This is a genomic window from Halonotius pteroides (assembly GCF_003605635.1).
Lineage (GTDB): Archaea > Halobacteriota > Halobacteria > Halobacteriales > Haloferacaceae > Halonotius > Halonotius pteroides.
Genome location: NZ_QMDW01000011.1, coordinates 50,687 through 74,106, shown reverse-complemented (window position 1 = coordinate 74,106; position 23,420 = coordinate 50,687). Strand labels below are relative to the sequence as shown.

Below are 23,420 nucleotides of genomic sequence, written 5' to 3'. Positions count from 1 at the left end.
TAAATACTTTGTGAAGCGGGAACTCGTTCGTCTAAGCCGCTAGCATCTGGGGTAATGCAACCGGCTGCAAGAAAGGTTGTAAGAGGCAGTGAGGTGGCGACACACGTCTGAGCGGTTATCTATCTTTGTACGCTTTGATCACCGCAACAGCAGCATCCCGATCGACAGGGTGTCCGCCTATCTCGCTGTCATTATTGTAAGCAACAATTGCGTTGATTGTGTCGTCGCGTCCGATTCCATTGTTATCAGAATCGAACCGATCAACAGCGGAATCTCCCGACACAACAGTCACATTCTTTATCACCAGGCCATACCCAGGAGCAGTAATGTCAAGTGTGACACTTCCGGTTTCTGTGGGAGAGAGTCTAACAACGGCGCGCCCGGAGCTGTTTACCGGTATTGTAGTCACCGTATCGATCCGTGTCACTGTCGCATTTGGAACTGGCTGCGTAGACCCGGCTTCGGTAACGGTCACAGTGACAGGTGTAGTTGTGCCGACATCCACTGTGTCAGGTTTCACGGTGGCTGAAAGCGGTGTTGTGGAGTCGACAGTAAACTCAACCGGCGTTGTGACCACAGCTGCCCCGCCACCAACATCACCGTATGCGGTCAGGTTATATGTGCCATCGATCGCTCGCCGGACGAACTTCAAACCGGGCTGAAAACCACCGCCGTCGACATCGGCGCACCGGAGTATCGACAAGGTGCCGGTCGTGTCGACGCTGATGCTGCTGTCGGTGCTGTTGCGACTAGCCCAGCGATCACCGCAACGATCACCGCCGCTCCAGACCGTGTGACAGCCGGACGCGCGCTTACAGTCACGTACACTGCAACCAACCGCGGGACGGAACGTGGAACCGCCACCCTCACGCTTCGGCTCAACAACACCGTTGTTGCGACAACTGAAACCGACACCATCGCGCCCGGCGAGCAAACAACCGAGACACTCAGCTACCAGACAACCACAGCCGACACCGGCTCCCAGCCGATCACACTGCACAGCCCCGAGGGTACCGACACCAAAACGGTACGCATCGGTGAGCCACAGGTGCAACTCTCAAGCGTCACCATCACCCCCTCACAGGTGAGCGGAACAGCACAGACACACACACTCACCGCGATGATTCACAATGTCAGCGACGACGGGGATCCCGACCGGATCACGATGGCGATGCCGGAACAGGTCGTCGTCGATGCGGTGGGGACGACCACAGCACGCGATACGACCGGGAAGTCAGTCCCGGTCACCGATGCGACAGCGATCAAGAATAACACCCTCACTGTATCGATATCACCGGATAGCAACGCGACTATCCGTGATGTCACTGTAACAACCGAGTTCAGTGCACATCGCACCGACACCCAGACCGCTGGCGGGACAACGTGAACAAACAGAATCGTAGTTTCCCAATACATATACTCCGTTGAGCGTTGAGTCACCGTATGACGACACTTGGCGTAACGACTACCGCATCGTTACTTCCCACGCTACGGGCAACGCCATCTCAGCACAACCGCTCACAGCCACGAGTCGGTCAGCCACCCAGTCAACTGCGACACACACCTGGTTGCGCAGCACACCGTGTGACTAATGACCGAGGCGAAGAACGGTAATCTATGACGACACGACTATCGACACTACTGGTTGCTGGAATGCTTCTTCTCACCGGGGCCACCGGGGTCGGCGTTGCACAAGCCGGCGAGATTGATGCGGTCGGCTCACCTGATCTTAACGCGTTCGCACCCGACAAGGAGGTAACAGCCGGAACAAACGAGGCACTCACCGTCCAGATCGGCAATGAGGGCAACTTTGTCAGCGGAAGTGCAAGTGATCGTGACTTCGTGACGACAGCACGGGGCGTCTCTGTCGCGCTGAACGGCGGTGGCACGCCGATCACCGTCGAGACAGGCCAACAAACGATCGGCGAGGTTTCAACAACGGATATCAAAACCCCACAGTTCGATATCGTTATCCCTGACAGCGCGGAGCCAGGCCGATACACGCTCACCGCAAAGCTAAGCTACACCTATACAAGCAAGGCCCGAACAAGCCAAGGCGATGTCGCACAGAGCGCACAGGACGACCGAACGGTAACACGAGACGTGGTTGTGCAGGTCACTGACGACCCACGGTTTGCGGTCGAAGAGATCGATAGCACACTCCGGGTCGGCGAGGAAGGCGAGATCACCGGGCAGCTCCGAAATATCGGTGCCGACGACGCACGAAGCGTTGAGGTGCGGTTCGCACCCGACAGCGATACCGTCATCGCCACAACGAACGAGGTCGCGGTCGATGACATCCCGGCCGGCGACTCAGCACGGTTCTCCATCCCTGTCGAGGTGACCACCGAGGCCGAGGCTGTCCCGCGTGAGTTTGACCTTCCGGTCTCCTATCGCAACGCCGACACCGGCATTCGCGGCGAGGACGACGACCCATCGTTCCGCGTCGATATCGCTGAAAGCCGGGACACCCTCATCGTCGAGCCGGTCAGTCCGACGGTTGCGGCCGGCAGCACAAAATCGCTTGATTTGCGCGTGACCAACAACCGTGATGAGACCCTTGAGGATATCGAGGGCAAGCTGTTCGTCGATGATCCACTCGACAGCGCAAACGACGAAACGTTCACCACAGCACTGGAGCCAAACGAGACGACGACGGTCACGGTCGATCTGAGCGCGAGCGAGGGCGCGACAATCAAAAGCTACCCCGTCTCGATGGACTTCCGCTACACCGACAGTGACGGCGACAGCAAGCTGACCGACAGCTATCGGTTATCGATCGATGTCACCGAGCCGAGCGATGACGGCGGCGGCCTCCCGCTTGGGCCACTGGTGATCGGACTGGTGGTTGTTGGTGGTGTTGGTGGCGTCCTCTGGCGGCGGCGGAACAGTGAGACAACTGATGTGAGCGGACTCGACAACGAATAGATGAGCGACGCGGGGCTCGATCTCGAACCGACGCTCAACACGATCAACAGCATCATTCTCGGCCATCCGCTGGCGGTCGTCGCCGCCTTTCTGGCGGTCACGGTGCTACTGAGCGGTGGAGTCGGGATGATCGAGACGGTCGAGGATCAATCCGATGCGTTCTCCGAGAATATCGCCGCCCAGGAGGCCCTCGATGCGGTCAACGAGGAGTTTGGGGGGTCGTTCAGCGGCGATGATGAGTCAACACAGCTGCTGCAATCAGGCGATAACGTGCTCAGCAGGCAGTCACTGCTGCGGTCGCTGGCTGTCATCGAACAGACAAATGAGCGCGCTGAGCTCCGGCTCACCGACGCTACCGGCCCGGCGACGATCATCGCCCAACAGCTTGATCCGTCGGCTGACAGCTACGACGCCCAACGCCGGGCGATCAGTCGGGCCAGCGACACCGAGATCAGAAACGCCGTCAGACAGAGCGCCGATCGACCGGGCTTTCAGTCACTCGTTGGCAATGATTTTAACCGTCGATCCGCCTCCGCTGGGGCGTCGCTGACAGTGCTAACACACTCGTTCCCACCACAGGACGACAATCTCCAAGAGGTGCAACTCGGCGTCAAAGATATTGTTGAGCGAAGTGACGGCGACATCCGTGTCTTCGGGCTTGGTATCACCAACAGCGAGACAGCCAACGTGATCGGCGACTCACTTGGGATTGTTATGCCAGCGGTGCTCGGCCTCATTCTGCTGTTTTTGATCGTTGCCTACCGCGATCCATTCGATCTGATCCTTGGACTGGTCGCGTTGCTGTTGTCGTTGCTGTGGACGTTTGGCTTCATCGGCTATGCCGGGATCCCCTTCGACCAGAACATGATCTCGGTGCCAATTTTGCTGTTGGCGGTCGGTATCGACTTCGGGATACACATCGTCAACCGCTACCGCGAGGAGAAGGGCCGTGGGTTCGATGTCCGCGAGGCGATGACGATCACCAACAGTCAGCTGGCGGTTGCCTTCCTGATCGTCACCGTCACCACCGTCTTTGGCTTCGGCGCAAATCTGACGAGTAACTTTGCGCCGACCCGCAACTTTGCGATCGTCGCCAGCGTCGGCATCATCTTCACCTTCCTCATCTTCAGCTTCTTTTTGCCCGCCGCAAAGATCATCGCCGACCGCAACCGTAAACGGTTCAACATCCCGAGCTTTGGCTCCTCGCCGCTGGCAACCGAGGAGTCGGTGCTCGGACGGGCGTTGCCCGCCGTTGCAACCGTCTCGAAGCGTGCGCCGATGACGTTTATCCTGCTGTTTTTGGTCGTCTCCGGCGGTGCCGCCGCCTACGGAGCCGGTGTCGACCGAAGCTTCGAACAGGAGGATTTCCTCCCGCCAGAGGAGCTGCCTGACTACATCGAAGGGCTTCCTGATCCCTTCGCGCCGAGTGAGTACACCGCCGCCGGCAGCATCAATTTCATCGAGGACAACTTCGATGCCGGCAACGACGACGAGATCACGATGTACATTCAGGGCCCATTCACCAACGGTGATTCACTTGAAACGGTGTATCGGACGACACGAGATCCACCCGATACCTATCTCACCACCGGCGATCGCGCCGAAACAACGAGTATCATCACCATCATCAACGACTACGCCGATCGTGACCCCGAGTTTGCCGCCCTCGTCGCCCGCAACGACCGCAACAACAACGGGGTGCCGGATAGCAACCTTGAGCAGATCTACGACGCCCTTGAGGCCTCACCGGCGGCCGACCGCGCCGACGAGTATCTCACCGAGGATCGACGATCGATCCGCGTCGAGTTTGCCGTCGAGTCCGACGCCTCACAGGGCGAGATCACCGCCGACTCACGGGAGTACGCCGAGGACTTCCGGTATGCCGCCACCCCAACCGGAACGATCGTTGTCTTCCAAGCGGTCACCGACCTCATCTTCCAGTCGGCGTTCCAGAGCCTGTTCCTCGCGATCGGGCTGACCGGCGTCTTCCTTGTCGGTGTCTACTGGCTGCTCGATCGAAAGCCGCTGTTGGGGGTGGTTAACGTCTTCCCGATTCTCGTGACCGTCGCGGTGTTGCTGGCGACGATGCGGATTCTCGGGTTATCACTCAACGCTGTCACCGCGACGATCCTTTCGATCACCGTCGGCGTCGGCGTCGCCTACTCGGTGCATATGACCCACCGGTTTATCGACGAGTACACTGCCGGTGCAAGCACCGATAAAAGCCTCAAAATTACCCTTCAGGGGACTGGTGGCGCGCTCGTCGGCAGCATGCTGACCACTTCGATCGGCACCGGCGCGCTCGTGCTTGCCATCTCGCCGATCCTCGGGCAGTTCGGGTTGTTGATGGCGGTCAGCGTCTTCTACTCGTTTGTCACCGCGATCGTTGTCTTCCCTTCGGCGGCCTACGTCTGGGCGCGATACGATCAGGGTGGCTCGCTCCGCGGCTGGCTGAGCGAGCAGACGAACAGCACGCCACAGTTCGCCGGGCAAGACGACTGATCGTCTACCCGCGATCAGCCGCCGCACGAAGCGCCCTCACGCGCGGGCACGATCCAACACCTGTTAACAGCGCGATCATCGTGACCGCGTCGCCGTCGGGATCGGGCATGTCACCGCCGCGGATCTCAACGCTGCCGGTTTCTTGCGCCAGCCACGAGCGGGCATCCGAGACCGCGCGACGATTCAGCCACCCGGGTGGCCCGCCAACGATTAACAGTCCACGTTCAACTGACTCACGGTCGATCTCGACGGTGAGCTTGCCGCGAACCGCTCGTCGGGAGGTCGTCTCGATTGCCTTGATCGCGGTCGTATCGTCGATCTCATCTTCTTGTTCAAGAATGCCAAGCCCGAACCGTGAGCTGGTCGGCCGCTCGATCGTCTGACTGGCGTAGCCGATGGTGGCGATCCCACCGGCCCCGAAGGTGTTCTGTACCTCCGAGGCGTCAACAACGCGTTCGGCGATCTGACGGTCGTGATCGCCCTCGCCGGCCGCAAACAGCGCGGCGACCCGCGTTGTCAACGTCTTGTTGAGGTCGGTTCGTACCTCGGGGTCGGTCTCGCTGTCACCGGAGCTAAGCCACAACTGGTTGTCGAACAGCAACAGGGCGTCGGTCGTTGCGGTCACGTTCGCAAGTGCGCGACCGGTGTTGCGTGCGGCCGGCGGCGTCGACCCATCGTCGCTGGTGGCCCCGATGGCTGGTAGAACCCCAAGCCCGTAGACCGGGATATCGTAGACACGGCGTAGTTCATCGGCCAGCCGCGGCAGCGCGGTCGCGCCGCTGCCACCGGCGAGACCGACACAGCAGAGGATCGCGTCAGCCTGCGAGGAAACAGCGTCGTCAACAGCGTTAGCCAGTTCGGTCGCCTCGGAGTCGGCCGCCGCCGCGCCGACGCTGCGGTCGCCCTCGACGCCGGTTCCCTCGGCCTCGATGACTCCGTAAAGATGGCGTCGATCGTCCGGGATCGACTCCAAGTTCGAGAGAGCACGCTGGTCGGTGTCAAGCGCGACGCTGTCGGCAACGAACGACCGCGATCGGCTGGAATCGGCCGCGACAAGATGGTCGGCGATCCGACAGCCCGCGCCGCCGACCCCACAGACGGTCAGTTGCATACCGAGTGCTCACAGCGACAGCGCAAAAAGAATAGGTTCGGGGAATCGGTCGCCGCGATCAGCGTAGAGGGAATCAAAAGCAACAGGATGTCTGAAGCAGCAAGTGCCGCTATGAGCACTGGGAATGGTGACAATAGTATGGATGCCGGTAAACGAGAGATCATGGAAGCGACCCATAGCGCGGTTAAAAACCATGGATACAACGACCTGACCATGCAACACATCGCCGACGAGTTTGACCGCAGCAAATCGCTTCTGTACTACCATTATACCGGTCGAGAGCAGTTGCTTGCTGATTTTCTTGGATACATCCTCGATAGCTTTCTTGCCGATCTGCCAACAGAAGAGACGACCCCACGGAAGGAGCTTCAGGAGCTTATTGACCGGCTTCTCCCAGCAAAGACGACCGAGGAGCCCTATCGATTGGCACTAGCGATGTTTGAACTCCGGATGAACGCCCCACACAATCAAGCCGTTCGTCAGCAGTATGTTGCGGTCGAAGAGGAGCTTAAGAGATTGCTTGAGGACATGCTTCAACGCGGGATTGAGGTGGGCGAATTCGTTGATATGGACATCGCCGTCGAAGCAGAGGGACTGCTCTCGTTGCTTATCGGGACGCGTGCACGTCGGCTAACGGTATACGACCCGGATGAGTCTATTGAGCCGATGAAAACGGCGATAAACAGCCATATTGATCGACTTTCAGCGATTAGCTCGTAGAGAGGCAGTGGTCTCCTCAAAAGTCACCACAGTTTGGTGCGAATGACCGCACAGACAGCCTGTAAATAGGTCTCTCGCGGAGAACCCCCGGTATCAGAAGATTCTTGACTAACTATTCAATATAAGTACTTAATGTACGACTTCGAGAACGATGTCGCAGTCATCACCGGATCAGGCTCAGGGATCGGTCGCGCAACCGCCAAACGGTTTGCTACTGAGGGTGCAACAGTCGTCGTCGCTGATATCGACACAGAGGCCGGCGAGGAGACCGTCAGACAGATCAAGGATGATGACGGCGACGCACAGTTCAAGCGGGTTGATGCCGGCCAAAGCGAGTCGATTGCGGATCTCATTGACACAACAGTTGAGCAGTGCGGCCGGCTTGATTACGCGGTCAACAATGCAGCGGTTGGAAACACGCCGGCACAGCTCTCAGAGATCGATGAAGCGGAGTGGGATCGGGTTCTCAGTATCAACCAGACCGGAGTCTGGGCCGGGATGAAACACGAGATCCCCGCGATGTCTGATTCCGGCGGTGGCGCGATCGTGAATGTGTCCTCAAAGGCAGGGGTGCGTGGAAGCCCTGGTCGAGCCCCGTACGCCGCCAGCAAACACGGTGTCGTGGGGTTGACACGGACGGCTGCTTTGGAAACCGCAACCGACGAGATCCGTGTCAATGCGGTCTGTCCAACGATCGTCGAAACAGCGGCCCTGGAATCGATGTCCGAAGCCGAGCGTGAATCGATTACCGATGCGGTTCCGATGAACCGGGCTGCGTCACCTGAAGAGGTAGCTAACGCTATTGTCTGGCTTTGCTCCAATGAGGCCTCGTTTATTACCGGACAGGCACTTCCGGTCGACGGCGGTGAAACACAGAAATAACCGCAGAATCCGCGCTGATCAGACCGCAACGTGTCTACCACCAACCCGGAAGTTACGACCGGTAGCTGTGGGGACAACGATCAAAACGGGAACAGCGAATCGGCCTCGGGATCGCGGTCGATCAACTCGATCTCGTGGCCGTCCTGATCCCGCGTAAAGGCATAGAGATTGTCACAGTCCTCGGGACTACGGTAGTCATCGGCCTCACGGAGCATGAGCTGTTCCCAGTCGTCTTCGAGGTCGTCGACGCGGACGGCGAGATGGCCCCACGCGTCGCCCATCGTGTACGCTCTGCCGTCGTAGTTGTAGGTCAATTCGAGCCACATCGCCTCCTCGGCGTCGTCTTCGGGTGCCACAAAGTAGTTCGCAAAGGAGCTAGCCTCCCATCGGGAGCGCGGCTCGACGTACTCGAACTTCCGGGCCCAGAAGCCAAGTGCCTCGTCGGCGTCTTCGACGCGGATCATCGTGTGATCCAGCGACCACAGCGCGCCGTAATCCCGCTGGACGATCTCGACCTCGTGGCCGTCGGGATCCTTGACGAACGCATACGAGCCGCCACAGGATTCAGGATCTCGGTAATCGTCGACCCCTTCGTCCATCAGTTGCTCGTAGTAGTCCTCAAGCTCGCCCTCTGGGACTCGAACAGCGATGTGACCCCACGCGTCGCCGACCTCATAGTCGACCTCATCATCGTTCTCGGTGAGTTCGAGCATCGCGCCGTCTTCGTGCATATCCTCGGGGCCGAGATAGGCGATCGTAAAGCCGTCACCATCGTAGCGTTCTTTCTCCTCATAATCGAGGTGCGTCTGATACCAGTCAAGCGACGTTTCCAGATCCGCGACCCGCATCATGACGTGATCGAGTGTCCCAGTCATACATCCGAAATGGGATCGCCAACGCGAAAAGGATACCGGGACAGGGGCTGGCTACTATCGCGTCCGGTCAAGCGGTCGAGAAGCTGGTAGCCATTCAATCGCTATCGCTATCGAGATCAGTACGAATCTCTCGCAGAAACGTAGCGAACCAGCCAAGATCTTCTTTCAGATGCCAGTAAACCTGTTCGTCATCGATATCGTGGCCGTACTGGTGGGCGAGGATGTTACGGAATCCGGCAGCGTCCTGCATCGTGTCGGCGGTGTCAGCGGAGAGAACGCCAAGTTCACCGAGCTTGGCAAACGTCGCAGCGTTCGTCGCCGGAACCTCGTTGTCGGCAGCGGTATTGACATCCTCCCGCGCCTGAAGACGCGGGAATCCCACGGCACCGCGCCGCTGAGTTGGGATATTAGGGTTCGCGGTTCAGAACTTGTTCTTGTGGGGCGAAAACGCCCTCACCACGGTCGAACAGGTGAACCGCTGGCTGTGCCAACCAGCCGTTATCCCTATCACCGCCATCCGTGGCGAGACTCGGGAGTACCTTTTGCCGAATGTTCTCCGCACCGTTCACATCTGCGTTCGCAACCGTATCGCACCTCTCGCACACGTACAGTCCACGTTCAACACGCTGATTGTCGTCGGTGTGGCCACACGCCGAACACGACTTCGACGTGTCATGTTCCGACACCAACTCCACGTCGATACCCTCGGCTTCCGCCTTGTAGTCGAGAAGCGTCGTAAAGCGGTCGAACGCCCATCCGTGCAAGTCCAAGTTGCCGTGGTCGCCCCAATTCTGCGGTTCGTCGTTCTCGTCGTCCTCTCGGATGCCACCGAGGTCGCCAACGACAAGCCTACCGACACTTCGTTCGACGGACTCCTCTACGATTGCTTTCGAGAGTGCGTGCAAGAAGTGCGTCCGGCGACCAGTTCGCTTCCGGTCAAGACGAGTCGCCTCACGCGACGAGGAATCGTCGCACTTCGCTTTCTCCTTCGTGAAGTAGTACTCGTCTTCTTTGAGTGCGCCACCGGGATACAACAGGGATTCACCGCCGAAGGAGACGGCGGCGAAGTTGCAAATCCCGAGGTCAACACCAGCCACTTCATCCCCCGGCGGTTCCGGGTCGATGACGGTGCGGCAGACGAATTGTAGCCGCCACTCGTCGCGCTTGTAGACGGCGCGAACCTGTTGAATGTACCATTCGGTCAGGTCAACATCAGGACGAGTCTGGTAGTCACACAGGATGAAGTCCGAACGGTGTTCTTTGAGGTTACGGCCTTTCGAGAGACGAACACGGGTGAACTGTGCGTCGTGCTTGAAGCCAGCCGGTTTGAACGACACAGTTGAACGTGGGTGGGCGTCTCCGTTTTTGCGGTAGCCGGGCGGTCGGGCACGGTCATCGCCGTTCCGACGCTTCTCGAACCAGCCGTTGAACGCTTCAGCGAGTTCTTCGAGAACGCGCTGACTGGATTGAGAATGCAAGTCCGTGTAGCGTTCGTGGCTTTTGAGTTCGGTTTTGAGTTCCCCGTCATCGGGAATATCGCCCGTTTCATCCCACTGTTCTTGTGCGTGGTAGCGACCGACGTTCCAGAGTTTTGAGGCGGCCCATCCGAGCTGGTCGAGGTCGTCACGAACCTGTTGCTGGTTCGTGATTGTGGCCTCGAAGGTTCGGACGGTTCGACTCATTTTCTGGCTTTATAACCAGTTATGAACGCTGTTTTGTTAATAGTATCGGTTGGCGTGGAATATCCGGCCTTGCTATCGACAGTGGATGTGGTAGGAGTTGTCGGATTCATCCTGCGCCTAAAGTCGCAGGTATTCTCCTTGAGATTCTATAAGGAGTTCAGCGATATCAAGACACGCTTCGATCGCAGTTTGGAACTCGCGTTCAACGACAGCACGCTGCTCGCGGTCAGCGAGATACGTCTCTCTATCGAGATCTTGTTTACGGGCGAGAACGGTAACGGCCTCGTCGATGTATTCGGCTTTCTCGACGATCCGAGTCTCGGTTTCCGCGTCGATCACACGCGCTCCTCCACCCCTTCAAGAGCCGCATCGAAGCGAGCACGGCGTTGATCGGCTGTCGGCGGTTCAGCTCGGCGTTCGAACGCTGCGAGGAGATGCGTAACTCGCTCGGTGTCACCGACGAGAACGATACAGTCTTCCAACGCCGAGCGCCCGACTTCGGGACGTACCGTTTCGAGATCAACGAGGTCGAAATCATCAGTCCCGAGGGCTTGCGAGAGGGCAACAACGAGTGACAGTCGAGCACGGTACCGGTCGGCGTCGGTAACGTCAGACTCGAACTCGACGGCGATATCGACATCGCTGTGACTGCCAGCGGTTCCCGATGCCAATGAACCGAAGAGGACACCGAGTCGAACCGGCTGATCGGCAAGTACGTCCCGAACAGCATCGGCGACCGGCTCGTCGAGCCCGTTGAAAGTCATACCTAATATAGGAGAGACCCCAATATAAATACAGGGACAAAAGCCATCAAGAGCGACAATCTCGACGATAGCACATGTCACTCCCGCGGTCGGGTCGGTGGCGCGCCGACCGATCCAAGCACCGGATAGTAAAACCACCAGGCCACCATCGCTGTCGCAATCACACCGACCGGAACCGTCCTAGCAGCCCCACGACCGAGGAGGCCCCACCAGACTACAACAGACGTAATCGCTGACAGCGCGAGCAACCCAGCAGTCACGCGGACATCCTCACGCCCAGCGAACACACCCATGGCCGCACTCAGCAACGCGCCACCGTAGAAAACGAGGCCCAGCGGCCACACCTGCAATGACTGCGGGAGCGTCGAAAACCCCTGTGTCGCATTGAGATACGACGGCAGAGGGAGCGCATGCCACGGATTCGTATTGACCAGCCCCCAACTCATCACCGCTGTGAGATCACCGGCACCGTTGAGTTGGAGAACCCACGGAACGACAGCCAGCGTTGCGATGGCGACTAAGCCTAAAGACGATGAATGTCGCATTATCACGCCTCAAAGAGCTGTGTCGCCTGCTGTACGTAGGCGTTACCACCCCAACTTCGAGCGGTCGCGATGCCATCCAGTAGTTCTTCGGCGGTGTCATTCGAAATCAATCCGCGGGCGACAAACGCCTTGAGCAGCCGCGGCGTTGTCACAAGTTGTGTCTCCGACAGAGAGGCATGGATCAACGATAGCTGATTGTACTCGTCACAGTAACAAAACGGTGCATCGAGACGGTTCGCTAGCTGGACGACCGCGTTTTCGCCATCATCAAGCGGGAACGTTGAATCGAGATCGATCGACGCAACCGTGAGACGGGCCTCGTCATCAAGAACAGCACTCGCGGCGGTCGCGTGCTCATCCTCGTACCCCCCAACAGTCTCGAGTTCGTCGATGACCTGCTGTGGAACCGTCACCTCGTAGCTATCCAATAACAACGGCAATAGCTTCTGCCGTGCTGCGGCCGTGCTTGCGATACTCACGAGCCCGGAGGTGTCAGCAACCAGTTTCATTCGTCGATGGCGTCAGCAAGCTCCTCGCTGATCGTGTCATCCGACAGCTGCTGTTTGAGCACCCGAAAATTCTGAGCTGTCTCCATGCCAACAATGGCTTTCGTCTGCTCGAAATCGAGGCGATCCTCGTAGTAGGCGTTTGCAATCGCTTGCTGGATACGCTCCTCATCGCTCGCCTCGGACAAATATGTTCTAAGAGCCTCAACGAGGACATCGGTTCGATTTTTGTCCTCTGCGACCGCAAGTGCGTCGGCCTGTTCGATCAGCCGCTTAGGGGCTCTGAAGTGGACACGAGTACTCGAGCTCATAGACACATATTGTGTACACAAATACCTATGTCTATCGACGATCGACCGAAAAGCGATCCACAATCGTCACCGACTCTTGATGATCCGCAACACGTCCTCGTCGGCCAGTTCGTGGTCGGTTCCGACCTGCTGCTCGTCATGTTTCGCACTCGGGCCGCTGACGCGGGCGAACCGAAAGCGATCCGCAAACTCGCCGCCGAGTTTGGTGAGAGCATCACCGACAGTATCACCCTCTCGCAACACCAGTGGTTCGTCGTAGTCGACGCCGCGGCTGGGTTTGTCCATATAGATCCGAACGAGGCCGAGTTCAGCCCAGACCCGCTCGGTCAAGCCATCAAGGCCTTTCTCCTCTTCGGCACTGATGAAGATACACTCCTCGGGGTCAATGTCGTGTTCCCGAAGATTCTCGTGGACGGTCGGGAGGTACTCCTCATCGATCAGATCGGCTTTGTTGACCGTCACCATCGAGGGAATGTAGACCCGGTTGTCCATCATCCCGTCAACCAGCTCGTCGATCGAAGGGTCGCCACGAACCGTGATCTCGGCGTTGACGTAGCCGTTCTGTCGGAGCACTTCCGTGATCGTATTTTCGTCAAGGCTGACGCTGTCGCTTTTGTTGACCTGAATTCCGTTTTTGTGTCGCTGCCGGATGTGGATGCTCGGTGGCTCCGTATCGAGCCGAATATTGTTGTTGTAGAGTTCCTCACGCAGGCGTTCGTACTGGTCGATCTCAAAGACAGAAAGCATGAACACAGCAAGGTCGGCCGTACGAACGACCGACAGCACCTCTTGGCCACCACCACGACCGTCGGCCGCGCCCTCGATCAGGCCGGGCACATCGAGAATCTGGATGTTCGCGCCGCGATATTTGAGCATCCCGGGATTGACATCCAGCGTGGTAAACTCGTAGGAGCCGGTTTCGCTGTCGGCGTTGGTCAGCGCGTTGATAAGCGTCGATTTGCCGACGCTGGGAAAGCCGACAAGCGCGACGGTCGCGTCGCCGTGTTTCTCGACGGCATAGCCGCCACCGCCGCCGGCGGAGGACTGGTTTTCGAGTTTTTCCTTCTTTTCGGCGAGTTTCGCCTTCAGCCGACCGATATGGGCCTCCGTCGACTTGTTGTACGGGGTTTCGGCGATCTCCTCGCGGATCGATTCGATCTCCTCCTCCAGTCCCATTATCGATCAGTGGACTATCGCCGTCGAAAAGGCTGTTCATTCGGGGAGTCGCGGTCTGGCTCAGCGATCCAACAACCCCAACGACACACGAATCGCATCATCGATATCGGCCAGCTGGCTATCAGTTACACGGCCAAAGTGATCGGTGATCCGGTTCTCGATATCGACTGTCCGGATCTGATCGAGTTGGACATGGGAGTCAACTTCGAGTTCAGCCATCGATCCAGGGAGGTTGATGTGAAACGGGTACTCCGTATGGCCTTTCGAGAGCGGTGCAACAATTGTCGTCGGGCAAAACTTGTTGCCAGTATCGTTTTGAATCACGACGGCTCGACGCGATTTATACAGTTCACTACCCCGGGTATCGTCATCGTCTGGGCCGCCGAGGTCAACGCGGACGATATCCCCACGATGAGGTGTCATCCGTCGGTCGGGTGCTCACCGAGACGATCAGTTGCCTCCCGTGAGGCTGTCGCCCACTGTTCGGCCGTTTCGGCGGCATCCTCAGCGTTGGCCTGATACGCCGCAGCCAATTCGTCGTCACTGGGCCCCATTTTGTCATCGATCGCGGCTTGAACAAGTTGCGAAAGGTTGCGGTCGGTGGTGTCGATCCACGCGGCCTGATCTTCGCGGATTGTAATATTCTTGCGTTCCATACTTGTGTGTATTAGATGTGTATTAAAAACAGTAACGGCGAGTGCGAACGGAAATACTGTGTACAGTCGATAACACGGCGTACGCAAAAGCAACTCAACCACACGAGAGAGCACAAACAACGACTTCGGTATCATTATACGCTGTCCGCCCAACATTCAAATGAGCTGATATGCCGAACCCAACCCGACTGCGTGACAGCACGCAGATCGAACTCCCCTGTCGTTCCCTGGAGGGGATTCAGGATGATCTCGAAGCCGAACACACGGTGACTGTTATCCAACCGGAGGGCCAACCGTGCCGGATCATCGGCAGCCCCATCGAGATCAAAGCCGCCAGCGACTTTCTGAGCCGACACGGTGTGACACTACCGTAGCTCCAACCACCCGCTGTTGCTTCCGAAGCGCGTTTTAGCCTGCACCCACTAACACACCCATGGACGAGACGCCGGGACTCAGCGAGCAGTACCGCAAGGCAAGCCCGTGGCCGCTGTTTATCGCCCTCGGCGTGCCGATCTCCGAGATCGGGCTCGTGTTCAACGTGTTGCCGATTGCCGTTGGCGGATTACTGCTGTTCTGTGGCTGTCTCGCCGGGATGCTCCAAGAAGCCGGTTACATCGAAACACCGTGGCGTGCCCTTGGGGTGATGGCTATCCTACTGGTCAGCCTCGGCGGGGCCATTCTCTATGTCAACCCACGGGTCGGAGCCGACATGACGATGCGGGCCTACGCTGTCTTGGCCAGTGCAGCCGTGCTACTCGCCGGCGTTATCGCCGGCACGCTGCTCGTTCCGAATCGCCGCCAGCCGGCCTAACTCGATCCAAACCGGAAACCTATTTGTGCGTCCTAAGGTATCAGATAGTATGGAAGCCAAGATCTTCGATCGAGAAACGATGCTCGATCTGGTGGTCAACTTCATCCCACTAGGGATTATTCTGTTTTTCATCGCGCTCTTCGTCGTGGTCACACCGTGGGGCTTCAACGTCAGAACCTCCGGCGTGATGCTTGGACTGATGGTCGTCCCATTCGTCGCCCTAGCGATTCTGACGTATATCTCGGCAAAGGCGATCGCCGGCGATGAAAAGACGAAGCCGGTGTACGCTCAAGGGCAGGCCGGGCTTGCGGAAGCCGAACCGAAACATCACGGCGACGGTGACCACACACCCGAGGAAACGGCCAACGCTGTCGACGAGGCTGCCGATGGCGACGATGACGAGGCAGCTGACCACAACGACGGCGACGGTGAAAACGAGACAGCAGACAAGCAGGACAACGACGACACCGCTGACGACGACACTGACGAGTCGACGGCGTAGAGTCTCATCTGACGCTTGTAAACTCGAAGCGCGCCCCGCCATCGAAGCTATCGGTGAGTCCAATCTCCCAGCCGTGGGCTTCGGCGATCTGTTTGACGATCGGAAGGCCAAACCCGGTGCCGTCCTTGCGGGTCGTCTCGCCGGCATCGAAAACGGATTCCCGACGGCCTTCCGGCACCCCACAGCCGTCGTCTTCAACAAAGAAGCTGAAGGTGCCGCTGTCTGGCGCGCGCGTGTTTGTGTACATCACATTTTTCAGGCCAACACGGATCGTGATCGACCCCTCATTGTGATCGATCGCGTTCCGAAAGAGGTTCTCGAAGACGTGAGAGAGCCGGTTTCGGTCGCCGTGAACGGTGAAATCATCGACCACACGGAGTTCAGCGGTGGGGCTTTCGATAACATCCCAGCAGTCGTTGACAAGGTCGGTGATCTCAACGGGCTCGATGTTGTCGACGGATTGCCCCTGCCGGGCAAGCATGAGCGTATCCTCGATGATATCCTCCATTCGATCAAGGGCGTCGACCACGGTATCGAGATGTGGGCTGTCATATTCGGATTGGGCGATCTCAAGCCGACCCTGGGCGACGTTCAGGGGGTTTCGGAGGTCATGCGAGACGATATGGGAAAACTCCTCAAGTCGGTCGATCTGGCGTTTGAGCTCCTGTTCGCGCTGGCTGCGTTCGAGCTCGTAGCCAACCCATTGGGCCAGCGTCTTTACGGTCAGCTTTTGTGCTTCGATCAACTTCGGATCGCGGGGGTCGTTGCCGGCAAAACACAGCGAGCCATACACCTCGCCGTCGACGGTGATCGGCGCGCCCACGTAACACGCCAACCCCATTTCGGTGTACGCTGGAAGTGCTGCGAGCGCGTCGTCGGTGCCGGCGTTGCCGATGGCGACGGGTTCGTTTTCGGCGATCGTCAGTTGGCAGTAGTTGTCGGATAGCGCGGTCGTCTGCCCGACGGCGATGTCGTCGTGCTCCCCGGCGACGGCCAACACCTCGACATCGCTGTTTTCGATCCGGGTCGCATACCCAAACGGGTAGCCGAGTTCAGCGGTGCCGACCGCAAGGGCGCGATTAAGCTTCTCAGAAAAGGAGAGCTCCGATTGGTTCGTAATCGAGTACAGCCGCGAGATCGCTGCCGTCGACTGTCGCCACGGATCCGCGGAGTGATGCTCGCCGCCGACACCGCCCAGCGTCTCGATGCGGGCGGCCAACAGTTCGGCCTCGCTGTCGCCGTCAGTTTTCGGTACGTAGTCGGCCCCGGCAGCCAACACCTGGCTCACAACATCGATATCATCCGGTGAGGCAAAGAGGAGAATCGGGAGCTCCGGATCGCGCTCGCGGATCCGAGAGAGAAAGTCGACGATATCATTCTCAAGCGGTGGTTCAACGACGAGACAGTCCGCATGCTCGGCCTCGTAGGCACGCAGTCCCGCGTCAGCCGTGTCGGCACTGGCGACCGAGAAATCGGTGTCGGCCGCCGCCGGCTCAGCCCCGTTGGTGAGCGTGTCGGGTGGGGCAGCCGGCCCGACATGCAGCACGCGAAGCGTTGACATTGTCGAAAGTATTGAATGATTACTAATAAGCGTGTCTACACGATCGACGCGATGACCGCGACGGTCTCAGTACAGCGTGTCGAGAGCAGCCGTCACGGCATCGGCGGCCGCCCGCACATCGGCGAGGCGAACGTATTCTCGGTCTGCGTGGGCGACCGCGCCCTCGTCGTCGGCCAACACGCCCGGCCCGAAAACGACCGTCGGCGCGGTCGGCGCAAAATGAGAGGCCTCCGTTGCCGCCCCAAAGGCTCGCACGTCGCCGCCGCTGGCGGTCTGGAGCGCGTCGACGATGGCGGCGTCGTTGTCGGTGACAAAGGGATCGGGAAACGGTGTCTCTGGGTCAATGAGGTCAACTGAAACAGTCTGCTCGTCGGGCACCTGTTCGGCGAGATGTGTCGCCAGCGACGACGCGAAGTCTTCGCTTGTTTCCGGCGGGACGCTCCGGCGGTCAACAGTGAGTCGACACGCATCCGGCACGCGGTTTGGCGTGTCGCCACCGGTGACGATCGTCGGGGTGAGTTCCGGGTCGCCAAGGAGCTCGTGGCTGGTGGGAGCAACCACATCGTCGTAACTCGCAAGCCCCGCCAGCACGTGTTTAAGGCCGAAAACGGGATTGTCGTCGGCTGAAACGCTGGCCGCGTGGCCGCCGGCGCCCGACACCGTGATCTCGGCTTCACACTGCCCGCGGGCGGCGATACAGACATCGAGATCGGTCGGCTCGCCGATGATGAAGCCATCGGCCGACAGTCGGTCGGCAAGGGCGGCCGCGCCGAGTTGGGTAGTCTCCTCATCGGGTGTGATCGCCAGCGTGAGTGTGCCCTCGTCGGGGTCGGCTCGTAAAAACGCCGCGAGCAACGCTGCCAGCGGGCCCTTCGCGTCGCAGGCACCTCGCCCGCCGACGGTGTCGCCGTCGCGCTCGTAGGCGATATGCGGAGCGACAGTATCAATGTGGGTGTTAAGCACGAGATGCGGGCTCGCCGGGTCGTCGCGGGTTGTGTCGTCGCCGACAGCGTCACCCGCGCCGCGACTGACGACGACATTGCCGTCATCATCAACACGTGGCGGATGGCCTGCGTCTGTCAGCGTCGCGACGAGAAGGTCGCGCATCTCATCAACGCGCTCGTCGGATGGGGTTTGGACGGCGTTGGCGTGGAAGGCTTCGATATCGAAGCCGGCCGTTGCCGCGGTCACTGTTCGACTCGCGTCACATCGTCGAGCGTTTCACGTCGTCGAACGACGCGGTCATCACCATCGTCAAGCGCGACTTCGGCGGGCCGCGGCTGGGAGTGGAACTGGCTGGCGAGTTCGTAGCCGTAGGAGCCGGCGTTGCCGATCGCAAGGATATCGTTCCGCTCGGGACGTGCAATGGGACGGTCGGTCGCAAACACGTCCGCGCTCGTACAGACCGGCCCACCGACAGTGACGGGGTCGGCCGCGCGGTCGGGCGCGGTGACGTTCCGCATCGGATGGTAGGAGCCGAACATCGCCGGGCGAATCAGCGTGGCGAGGCTGGCGTCGACGCCGACGACGGTCGCTGCCGGGGTCTCCTTGATCGTGTTGACGGTCGTCAGAATGAGCCCCGCATCGGCGACGATATACCGCCCGGGCTCTAATTTGAGTTGCGCGTCGATGTCGCCGACAGCGTCTCTGACCATCTCGCCTGTTTTTACAAGATCAAGCGGCGGTTCGTCCTCGTGGTATGGAACGCCAAACCCGCCGCCAACGTCGACGAACTCGAGGTCGCCGACGCGGCGGGCCATCTCGCCGACGCGTTCGATAGCCTCACAGTGATCTTCGAGATCGTCGGTCAGCACACCGCTGCCAGCGTGGGAGTGGAGGCCGACGAGGTCGAATTCCTCGCGGACGCGCTCGGCGACCGCCGGCACTTGCTCGTAGGGAATCCCGAACTTGGCGTCGTTGCCGGTGGCGACCTTCTCGTGGTGGCCGGTGCCGATTCCGGGGTTGATCCGGATCGCAACGCGGCCGTCGTAGTCGCGTTCGGCGAGCCGATCGAGGGTGTCGGTCGCGCCGATCGTGATCGTCAGGCCCGGCGCGTCGGCGGCGAGATCGACGGCATAGTCGAGATCGTGGGCCGGCGGATTGACCGCGGTGTACTGGAGGGTGTTGGGATCGGCACCGGCCTCGATTGCCCGTTTGATCTCGCCGCCGGCCGCACACTCGATATCGGCACCAACGTCAAGCAGGGCCGAGAGGACAGACTGTCCGGTGTGGGCTTTCGCGGCGTACATGACGTGAGCGTCAGGAAACGCCGACAAAAATCGTTGGTAATTTGCCTGCACGCGGTCGATATCGATAACGTACAGCGGCGTGTCGTGGGTTGCCGCAAGCGACCGAAGCCGCTGGTCGTTCCAGTCAGCCAGCCGGCGGACAGGTGGGGAGTCGGCGAGATCAGGTACAGCCATTACCTACTATGAGGACGGTCAGCGATTCAACTTTACGGTAAAGCGGAGTCCGCTTCTGCTCACGTATTCGCCGTTTGCATGGTCAGCGGAACCTTCGGTTCCACACGATCTCCACGGAACGAGCGGAGAACAAGTAGGGATGGGAGGTGCGCGTTCACATCATTACAAACACTAAGTATAAATATCCACACTACCACATTGAAACTGTGGCAGAAGACTACATTCGTCGGACGGCAATCACTCGTCTTGAAGTCTCAGACGAGCAACAAAACCTCCTCGAAGAGACCATCTCCGAGTGGAAGCGCGGTTGCCAAATTGCCACAGACATGGCGTGGGGTAATTGCAACGCGAAAAGCGACGTACAGCCCCTCGCCTACGACAACGTGCGCGAGCACACCGACCTCGGTAGTCAACACGCGATTCTCGCCACTCACCAAGCTTCACAAGCCATCACCGGCTGTATTGAACGCCGGTTTAAAGGCAAAAAAGTCAGTAAGCCAACTTTCACCGCACCCACGGTGAAGTATGACACCCGAACTATGACCCTGTTTGACGACGATACGGTGTCACTTTCCACCACAGAGAGTCGCGTTCGGTGTCCACTTGCACTCCCTCACGCCGATAATGGATACCAACATCAATACCTTGATTCTGATAAATGGAGCATCACCGAAAGTACGCTCACCGTCCGTGACGGCGACTATTTCTTGCACATCGGCTTCCGCCGAGCTAAAGACGACACCGAGAGAGATACCGCAGAGGACGGAACGGTTCTCGGGGTTGATCTCGGTATCGAAAACCTCGCTGTCACTAGTACCGCTCGGTTTTGCAGCGGGCGGGATTTGACCCACAACCTCCGCGAGTTTGAGAAGGTGCGTGCTGGACTCCAGCAGACAGGAACACGAAGTGCCCACCGAACGCTTGAACAATCAAGTGGACGCGAACTTCGCTACATCCGCGACGTGCTTCACCAAGCGTCGAACGCGATAGTGGACGAAGCACTCAGGTACGAGTGTGATGTGATTGCGTTCGAGGATCTGACTGACATCCGCGACCGAACGGGTGCGTCGTGGGGGCACAAGTGGGCATTCCGAACGCTGTACGAGCAGGTTGAATACAAAGCCGAAGCGGAAGGCATCTCAGTGAAGCAGGTTGGTTCAGCGTATACGTCAACACGGTGCGCCGAGTGTGGATTCACTGCCGACGAGAATCGTACGACCCGAAACAACTTCCGGTGCGTGAAGTGTGAGTCAGAAGCGAACGCCGATTACAATGCGGCGAAGAACATCGGTCTACGGTATGTCCGTCGGGGCCAACAGTCGTCTCGGCGGACGGGCAACAGTCAGCTTGCCCTGAAGTCTGGAACTGTGACGCTAAGTGGTGGATTTACCGCCCACCCTGATAGGTTTGAGGCCGAGTTCACGGACAAGCCCCGTTACCAGACGTCGCAGACCTCTGGTTAGAAGCCAGAACTCTCTGAGTTCTGTCGACACCCTCCACGAGCGAACCCCTCCGGGTGAGCGAAGTAGGGTGGGGCTGTTGATTGCTTTGGTTCGGATACGTCGATTCAAATCGAGTCGTCAACAAACTCCTGTTTCTGCCGAAACGACTCGCGAGATCGGTAGGTATCAACAACCGTGTTGATCGTGGCTGCCAGATCAACCGGTGTATGCTGGTGGTTTCAAACGATGATCAGACCCCCATTATCGGTCTGCGGAGGGAATCAAAATCAGAACAGTTCTGGTCACAATACGAGAGTCTTCAGAATCTCTTGGCCCGATCTCAGCCCTACGTGGAGGCGTTTGCGGGCTCGTAGCTGATCGATGGCTCCTGGTTGGGTTCAACCGGAATACGCTCGATAACCGACCCATCCGAGTCGCTGATCACGATGTAGTAGTCGACGCCGGTCTCGTTCGGTGCAGGCTCGGTGTCGACACCCTCGACCTCCTCCGCATCGCCGGTGGCGATAAACTCACGGACGGCTTCGGTATCGCCGAGTTCGACCGCCTCCTCGGTGCTCGCACTGACGAACACACTCCGGCTGATGTCGGTGTTGTCGATCGGAACCACCTTGCTGTGCCACCAGAGCTGGTCGTTGAGGAACACCGGCACCGGCTCAACAACCTGGAAGTTATCGCCCCATCCGGTCTGGGAGTCCGCGCTGCGGACGATCCCCATCGCCCGCTCGGGGCCGGTCAGGGTCTCTCTATCCGAGCCGAAAAAACGAAACTCGCCGGTGGCAGCATCGATCAGCCAGACCTCGTCGAGCCCCCGGGTGTCACTGCCGTAGGGCTCCATTGTCGTTACGTAGTTCATCTGTTCGCCCTCCAGATCGACCACGAACGGCTGGCTGTTGCCGGTGCCGGCCGGCAACGAGGCAATCTCAACCTCCCCGCGGTGGGCACCGATAGTGGGCAGCTGGTTGACGATTCCGTTACGGTAGCCAAGCGACTCGATGAACTGTCGGCTATTGTAGAGCGGATAGAGTCGCTGGCCGTCGAGGATCTCGCTGTTCTGTGCTTCCTCGGGGGTCAGGTGCTCGATAGTACCATCAGTGCGGAGCAACGCGCCGCCGTCCCAGGTCGGCACGGTATGTGGGATCGGCGTCAGCCGCCACTCGTGGCCCGTCTTCGGATAGTACATGTAGGCCTCGCCGTCGTGGGTGAACTCGACGGCATCGTCATAATACTGCGAGAAGTAGTCGGTCACTCGCAGGTTCCAGTCGGAGCTGCGGTGCAGGAACATCCCCTCGCCGACCGCAAAGTCCTGCTCGTCGAAGGCGGTGATCTGGCGATCCTCCATCCGCGTCATATCGGAGAGCAACACGCCACGCTGGGTGTCCAAGAGCTTGTTGCGAAAGCCATTCGGTTCGATCGCATACGACCACGCCAACGAGCCATCCTCGGCGCGGGCGATATCACTCGGGCCGAGCCGATGCGTCCGGTAGGAGACCGAGCCACGTGTCTGGACATCGGAGACCGCCCGCGGAGCGATCCGCGGATTATCCGGGTTGACCTGTGGTAGTTCCTGAATCTCGGTCGCCTCGCTCATCGTGTCTTGGGCCATCGTGCGTTCGGTCACCATCCCGGCCGGGATGCCGTAGATGAAGCTCACGATCAGCAAGGCGGTAAAGACGACCACGAGCACTCCGAGTTTCTGGTTCGCTGACTCCGGCAGGGCAGCCGAAAGGTCGCCGGAGAACCCCGAAACCGGCGCGGCCGCAAACGGGGGGAGAAACCACAAGACGAGTGCTGCGAGGGTCGTGATACCGATGGTAAGCAGCCCCGAGGGGCTGTAGAGTGCCTGATAGACGAGCCCATGGAAGAGGGGACGAATCGAGTAGAGCACAGCCACCACGAGCAACAGCCCGACTGCGCGAACTGCGAGGTGTCGGGGGAGGTCGACATCGGCAAGCCACGGGTGACCAGCGTCTTCGCTCATACTACGGCGTTCGGTGAGCGGCGT

The 23,420-nt window shown here is 59.2% G+C and carries 26 protein-coding genes; 9 read left to right on the top strand and 17 right to left on the bottom strand.

All coding sequences use genetic code 11. From position 1 onward, the window contains the following. Positions 1-115 precede the first annotated feature (115 nt). Complete coding sequence (locus DP106_RS09240; protein ID WP_133305126.1) at positions 116-652, bottom strand: hypothetical protein; 537 nt, start codon at positions 650-652, stop codon at positions 116-118. On the opposite strand from DP106_RS09240, the gene DP106_RS09235 reads away from it, so the two are divergent. The 3 genes from DP106_RS09235 (at position 596) to DP106_RS09225 (ending at position 5,430) form a co-directional block, all read left to right on the top strand. After that, complete coding sequence (locus DP106_RS09235; protein WP_321167549.1) at positions 596-1,387, top strand: CARDB domain-containing protein; 792 nt, start codon at positions 596-598, stop codon at positions 1,385-1,387. The genes DP106_RS09240 and DP106_RS09235 overlap by 57 nt on opposite strands. 230 nt (positions 1,388-1,617) lie before the next feature. Continuing rightward, positions 1,618-2,928 (top strand): COG1361 S-layer family protein, encoded by a 1,311-nt coding sequence (locus DP106_RS09230; RefSeq protein WP_133305125.1) that lies wholly within the window; start codon positions 1,618-1,620, stop codon positions 2,926-2,928. Further along, complete coding sequence (locus tag DP106_RS09225; RefSeq protein ID WP_120084860.1) at positions 2,929-5,430, top strand: efflux RND transporter permease subunit; 2,502 nt, start codon at positions 2,929-2,931, stop codon at positions 5,428-5,430. Positions 5,431-5,434: 4 nt separating this feature from the next. On the opposite strand, the gene DP106_RS09220 is transcribed toward DP106_RS09225, so the two are convergent. Next, positions 5,435-6,541: a tubulin/FtsZ family protein gene (locus DP106_RS09220; RefSeq protein ID WP_120084859.1), complete on the bottom strand. Its 1,107-nt coding sequence runs from the start codon at positions 6,539-6,541 to the stop codon at positions 5,435-5,437. 111 nt (positions 6,542-6,652) lie between these two features. Between DP106_RS09220 and DP106_RS09215 the strand changes: the two genes are divergently transcribed. Continuing rightward, positions 6,653-7,261, top strand: coding sequence for a TetR/AcrR family transcriptional regulator (locus DP106_RS09215; RefSeq protein WP_394343454.1), 609 nt, complete (start codon positions 6,653-6,655; stop codon positions 7,259-7,261). A 132-nt stretch (positions 7,262-7,393) separates the two neighbouring features. Next, positions 7,394-8,143: an SDR family NAD(P)-dependent oxidoreductase gene (locus tag DP106_RS09210; protein WP_120084858.1), complete on the top strand. Its 750-nt coding sequence runs from the start codon at positions 7,394-7,396 to the stop codon at positions 8,141-8,143. A gap of 80 nt (positions 8,144-8,223) precedes the next feature. Here DP106_RS09210 and DP106_RS09205 read toward each other — a convergent pair whose 3' ends face one another. From DP106_RS09205 to DP106_RS09155, 11 genes are all read right to left on the bottom strand, one after another. Then, positions 8,224-9,018, bottom strand: a complete 795-nt coding sequence (locus DP106_RS09205) for a VOC family protein (RefSeq protein ID WP_120084857.1) — start codon at positions 9,016-9,018, stop codon at positions 8,224-8,226. A gap of 94 nt (positions 9,019-9,112) precedes the next feature. Continuing rightward, the gene (gene hepT / locus DP106_RS09200; RefSeq protein ID WP_120084856.1) at positions 9,113-9,400 is read right to left on the bottom strand and encodes a type VII toxin-antitoxin system HepT family RNase toxin; all 288 of its coding nucleotides are present in this window, start codon (positions 9,398-9,400) and stop codon (positions 9,113-9,115) included. 25 nt (positions 9,401-9,425) lie between these two features. Further along, positions 9,426-10,700 carry an RNA-guided endonuclease InsQ/TnpB family protein gene (locus tag DP106_RS09195; protein WP_120084854.1) on the bottom strand — a complete coding sequence of 425 codons (1,275 nt, stop codon included), beginning with the start codon at positions 10,698-10,700 and terminating at the stop codon, positions 9,426-9,428. Between the two features lie 117 nt (positions 10,701-10,817). After that, on the bottom strand, positions 10,818-11,039 hold the full coding sequence (locus DP106_RS09190; protein ID WP_120084853.1) for a HepT-like ribonuclease domain-containing protein: 222 nt from the start codon (positions 11,037-11,039) through the stop codon (positions 10,818-10,820). Next, complete coding sequence (gene mntA / locus DP106_RS09185) at positions 11,036-11,464, bottom strand: type VII toxin-antitoxin system MntA family adenylyltransferase antitoxin (protein ID WP_120084852.1); 429 nt, start codon at positions 11,462-11,464, stop codon at positions 11,036-11,038. Before mntA ends, DP106_RS09190 begins: the two co-directional genes overlap by 4 nt. 77 nt (positions 11,465-11,541) lie before the next feature. Next, positions 11,542-12,009 (bottom strand): TIGR04206 family protein, encoded by a 468-nt coding sequence (locus DP106_RS09180; protein WP_120084851.1) that lies wholly within the window; start codon positions 12,007-12,009, stop codon positions 11,542-11,544. A gap of 2 nt (positions 12,010-12,011) precedes the next feature. Beyond that, complete coding sequence (locus DP106_RS09175; RefSeq protein ID WP_120084850.1) at positions 12,012-12,518, bottom strand: hypothetical protein; 507 nt, start codon at positions 12,516-12,518, stop codon at positions 12,012-12,014. Further along, positions 12,515-12,826 carry a hypothetical protein gene (locus DP106_RS09170; protein ID WP_120084849.1) on the bottom strand — a complete coding sequence of 104 codons (312 nt, stop codon included), beginning with the start codon at positions 12,824-12,826 and terminating at the stop codon, positions 12,515-12,517. Before DP106_RS09170 ends, DP106_RS09175 begins: the two co-directional genes overlap by 4 nt. Before the next feature lie 66 nt (positions 12,827-12,892). Continuing rightward, a complete protein-coding gene (locus DP106_RS09165) occupies positions 12,893-14,002 on the bottom strand; it encodes an OBG GTPase family GTP-binding protein (protein ID WP_120084847.1) in 1,110 nt (369 codons plus the stop codon). A 60-nt stretch (positions 14,003-14,062) separates the two neighbouring features. Then, positions 14,063-14,425 carry a type II toxin-antitoxin system PemK/MazF family toxin gene (locus DP106_RS09160; protein ID WP_120084846.1) on the bottom strand — a complete coding sequence of 121 codons (363 nt, stop codon included), beginning with the start codon at positions 14,423-14,425 and terminating at the stop codon, positions 14,063-14,065. Beyond that, on the bottom strand, positions 14,422-14,658 hold the full coding sequence (locus tag DP106_RS09155) for a hypothetical protein (RefSeq protein ID WP_120084845.1): 237 nt from the start codon (positions 14,656-14,658) through the stop codon (positions 14,422-14,424). The genes DP106_RS09160 and DP106_RS09155 overlap by 4 nt, the downstream gene beginning before the upstream one ends. Positions 14,659-14,828: 170 nt before the next feature. Between DP106_RS09155 and DP106_RS09150 the strand changes: the two genes are divergently transcribed. Genes DP106_RS09150 through DP106_RS09140 form a run of 3 tightly spaced genes read left to right on the top strand, consistent with a single transcriptional unit; the run spans position 14,829 to position 15,971 of the window. Continuing rightward, positions 14,829-15,032: a VNG_1110C family protein gene (locus tag DP106_RS09150; protein ID WP_120084844.1), complete on the top strand. Its 204-nt coding sequence runs from the start codon at positions 14,829-14,831 to the stop codon at positions 15,030-15,032. A 59-nt stretch (positions 15,033-15,091) separates the two neighbouring features. Next, the gene (locus DP106_RS09145; RefSeq protein WP_120084843.1) at positions 15,092-15,469 is read left to right on the top strand and encodes a DUF7541 family protein; all 378 of its coding nucleotides are present in this window, start codon (positions 15,092-15,094) and stop codon (positions 15,467-15,469) included. A 49-nt stretch (positions 15,470-15,518) separates the two neighbouring features. Continuing rightward, positions 15,519-15,971, top strand: a complete 453-nt coding sequence (locus tag DP106_RS09140; RefSeq protein ID WP_240625378.1) for a DUF6684 family protein — start codon at positions 15,519-15,521, stop codon at positions 15,969-15,971. Between the two features lie 4 nt (positions 15,972-15,975). Here DP106_RS09140 and DP106_RS09135 read toward each other — a convergent pair whose 3' ends face one another. The 3 genes from DP106_RS09135 to lysA all read right to left on the bottom strand — a co-directional run bounded on the left by DP106_RS09135 (position 15,976) and on the right by lysA (position 19,955). Next, positions 15,976-17,532, bottom strand: a complete 1,557-nt coding sequence (locus DP106_RS09135) for a GAF domain-containing sensor histidine kinase (RefSeq protein WP_120084841.1) — start codon at positions 17,530-17,532, stop codon at positions 15,976-15,978. A gap of 66 nt (positions 17,533-17,598) precedes the next feature. Beyond that, the gene (locus tag DP106_RS09130; protein WP_120084840.1) at positions 17,599-18,723 is read right to left on the bottom strand and encodes a M20/M25/M40 family metallo-hydrolase; all 1,125 of its coding nucleotides are present in this window, start codon (positions 18,721-18,723) and stop codon (positions 17,599-17,601) included. Next, positions 18,720-19,955 (bottom strand): diaminopimelate decarboxylase, encoded by a 1,236-nt coding sequence (lysA, locus tag DP106_RS09125; protein ID WP_120084839.1) that lies wholly within the window; start codon positions 19,953-19,955, stop codon positions 18,720-18,722. The genes DP106_RS09130 and lysA overlap by 4 nt, the downstream gene beginning before the upstream one ends. 206 nt (positions 19,956-20,161) lie before the next feature. Between lysA and DP106_RS09120 the strand changes: the two genes are divergently transcribed. Beyond that, a complete protein-coding gene (locus tag DP106_RS09120) occupies positions 20,162-21,418 on the top strand; it encodes an RNA-guided endonuclease InsQ/TnpB family protein (RefSeq protein WP_120084838.1) in 1,257 nt (418 codons plus the stop codon). A 325-nt stretch (positions 21,419-21,743) separates the two neighbouring features. Here the strand turns inward: DP106_RS09120 and DP106_RS09115 are convergent, their stop codons facing one another. After that, complete coding sequence (locus tag DP106_RS09115; RefSeq protein WP_120084836.1) at positions 21,744-23,396, bottom strand: hypothetical protein; 1,653 nt, start codon at positions 23,394-23,396, stop codon at positions 21,744-21,746. Positions 23,397-23,420 lie beyond the last annotated feature (24 nt).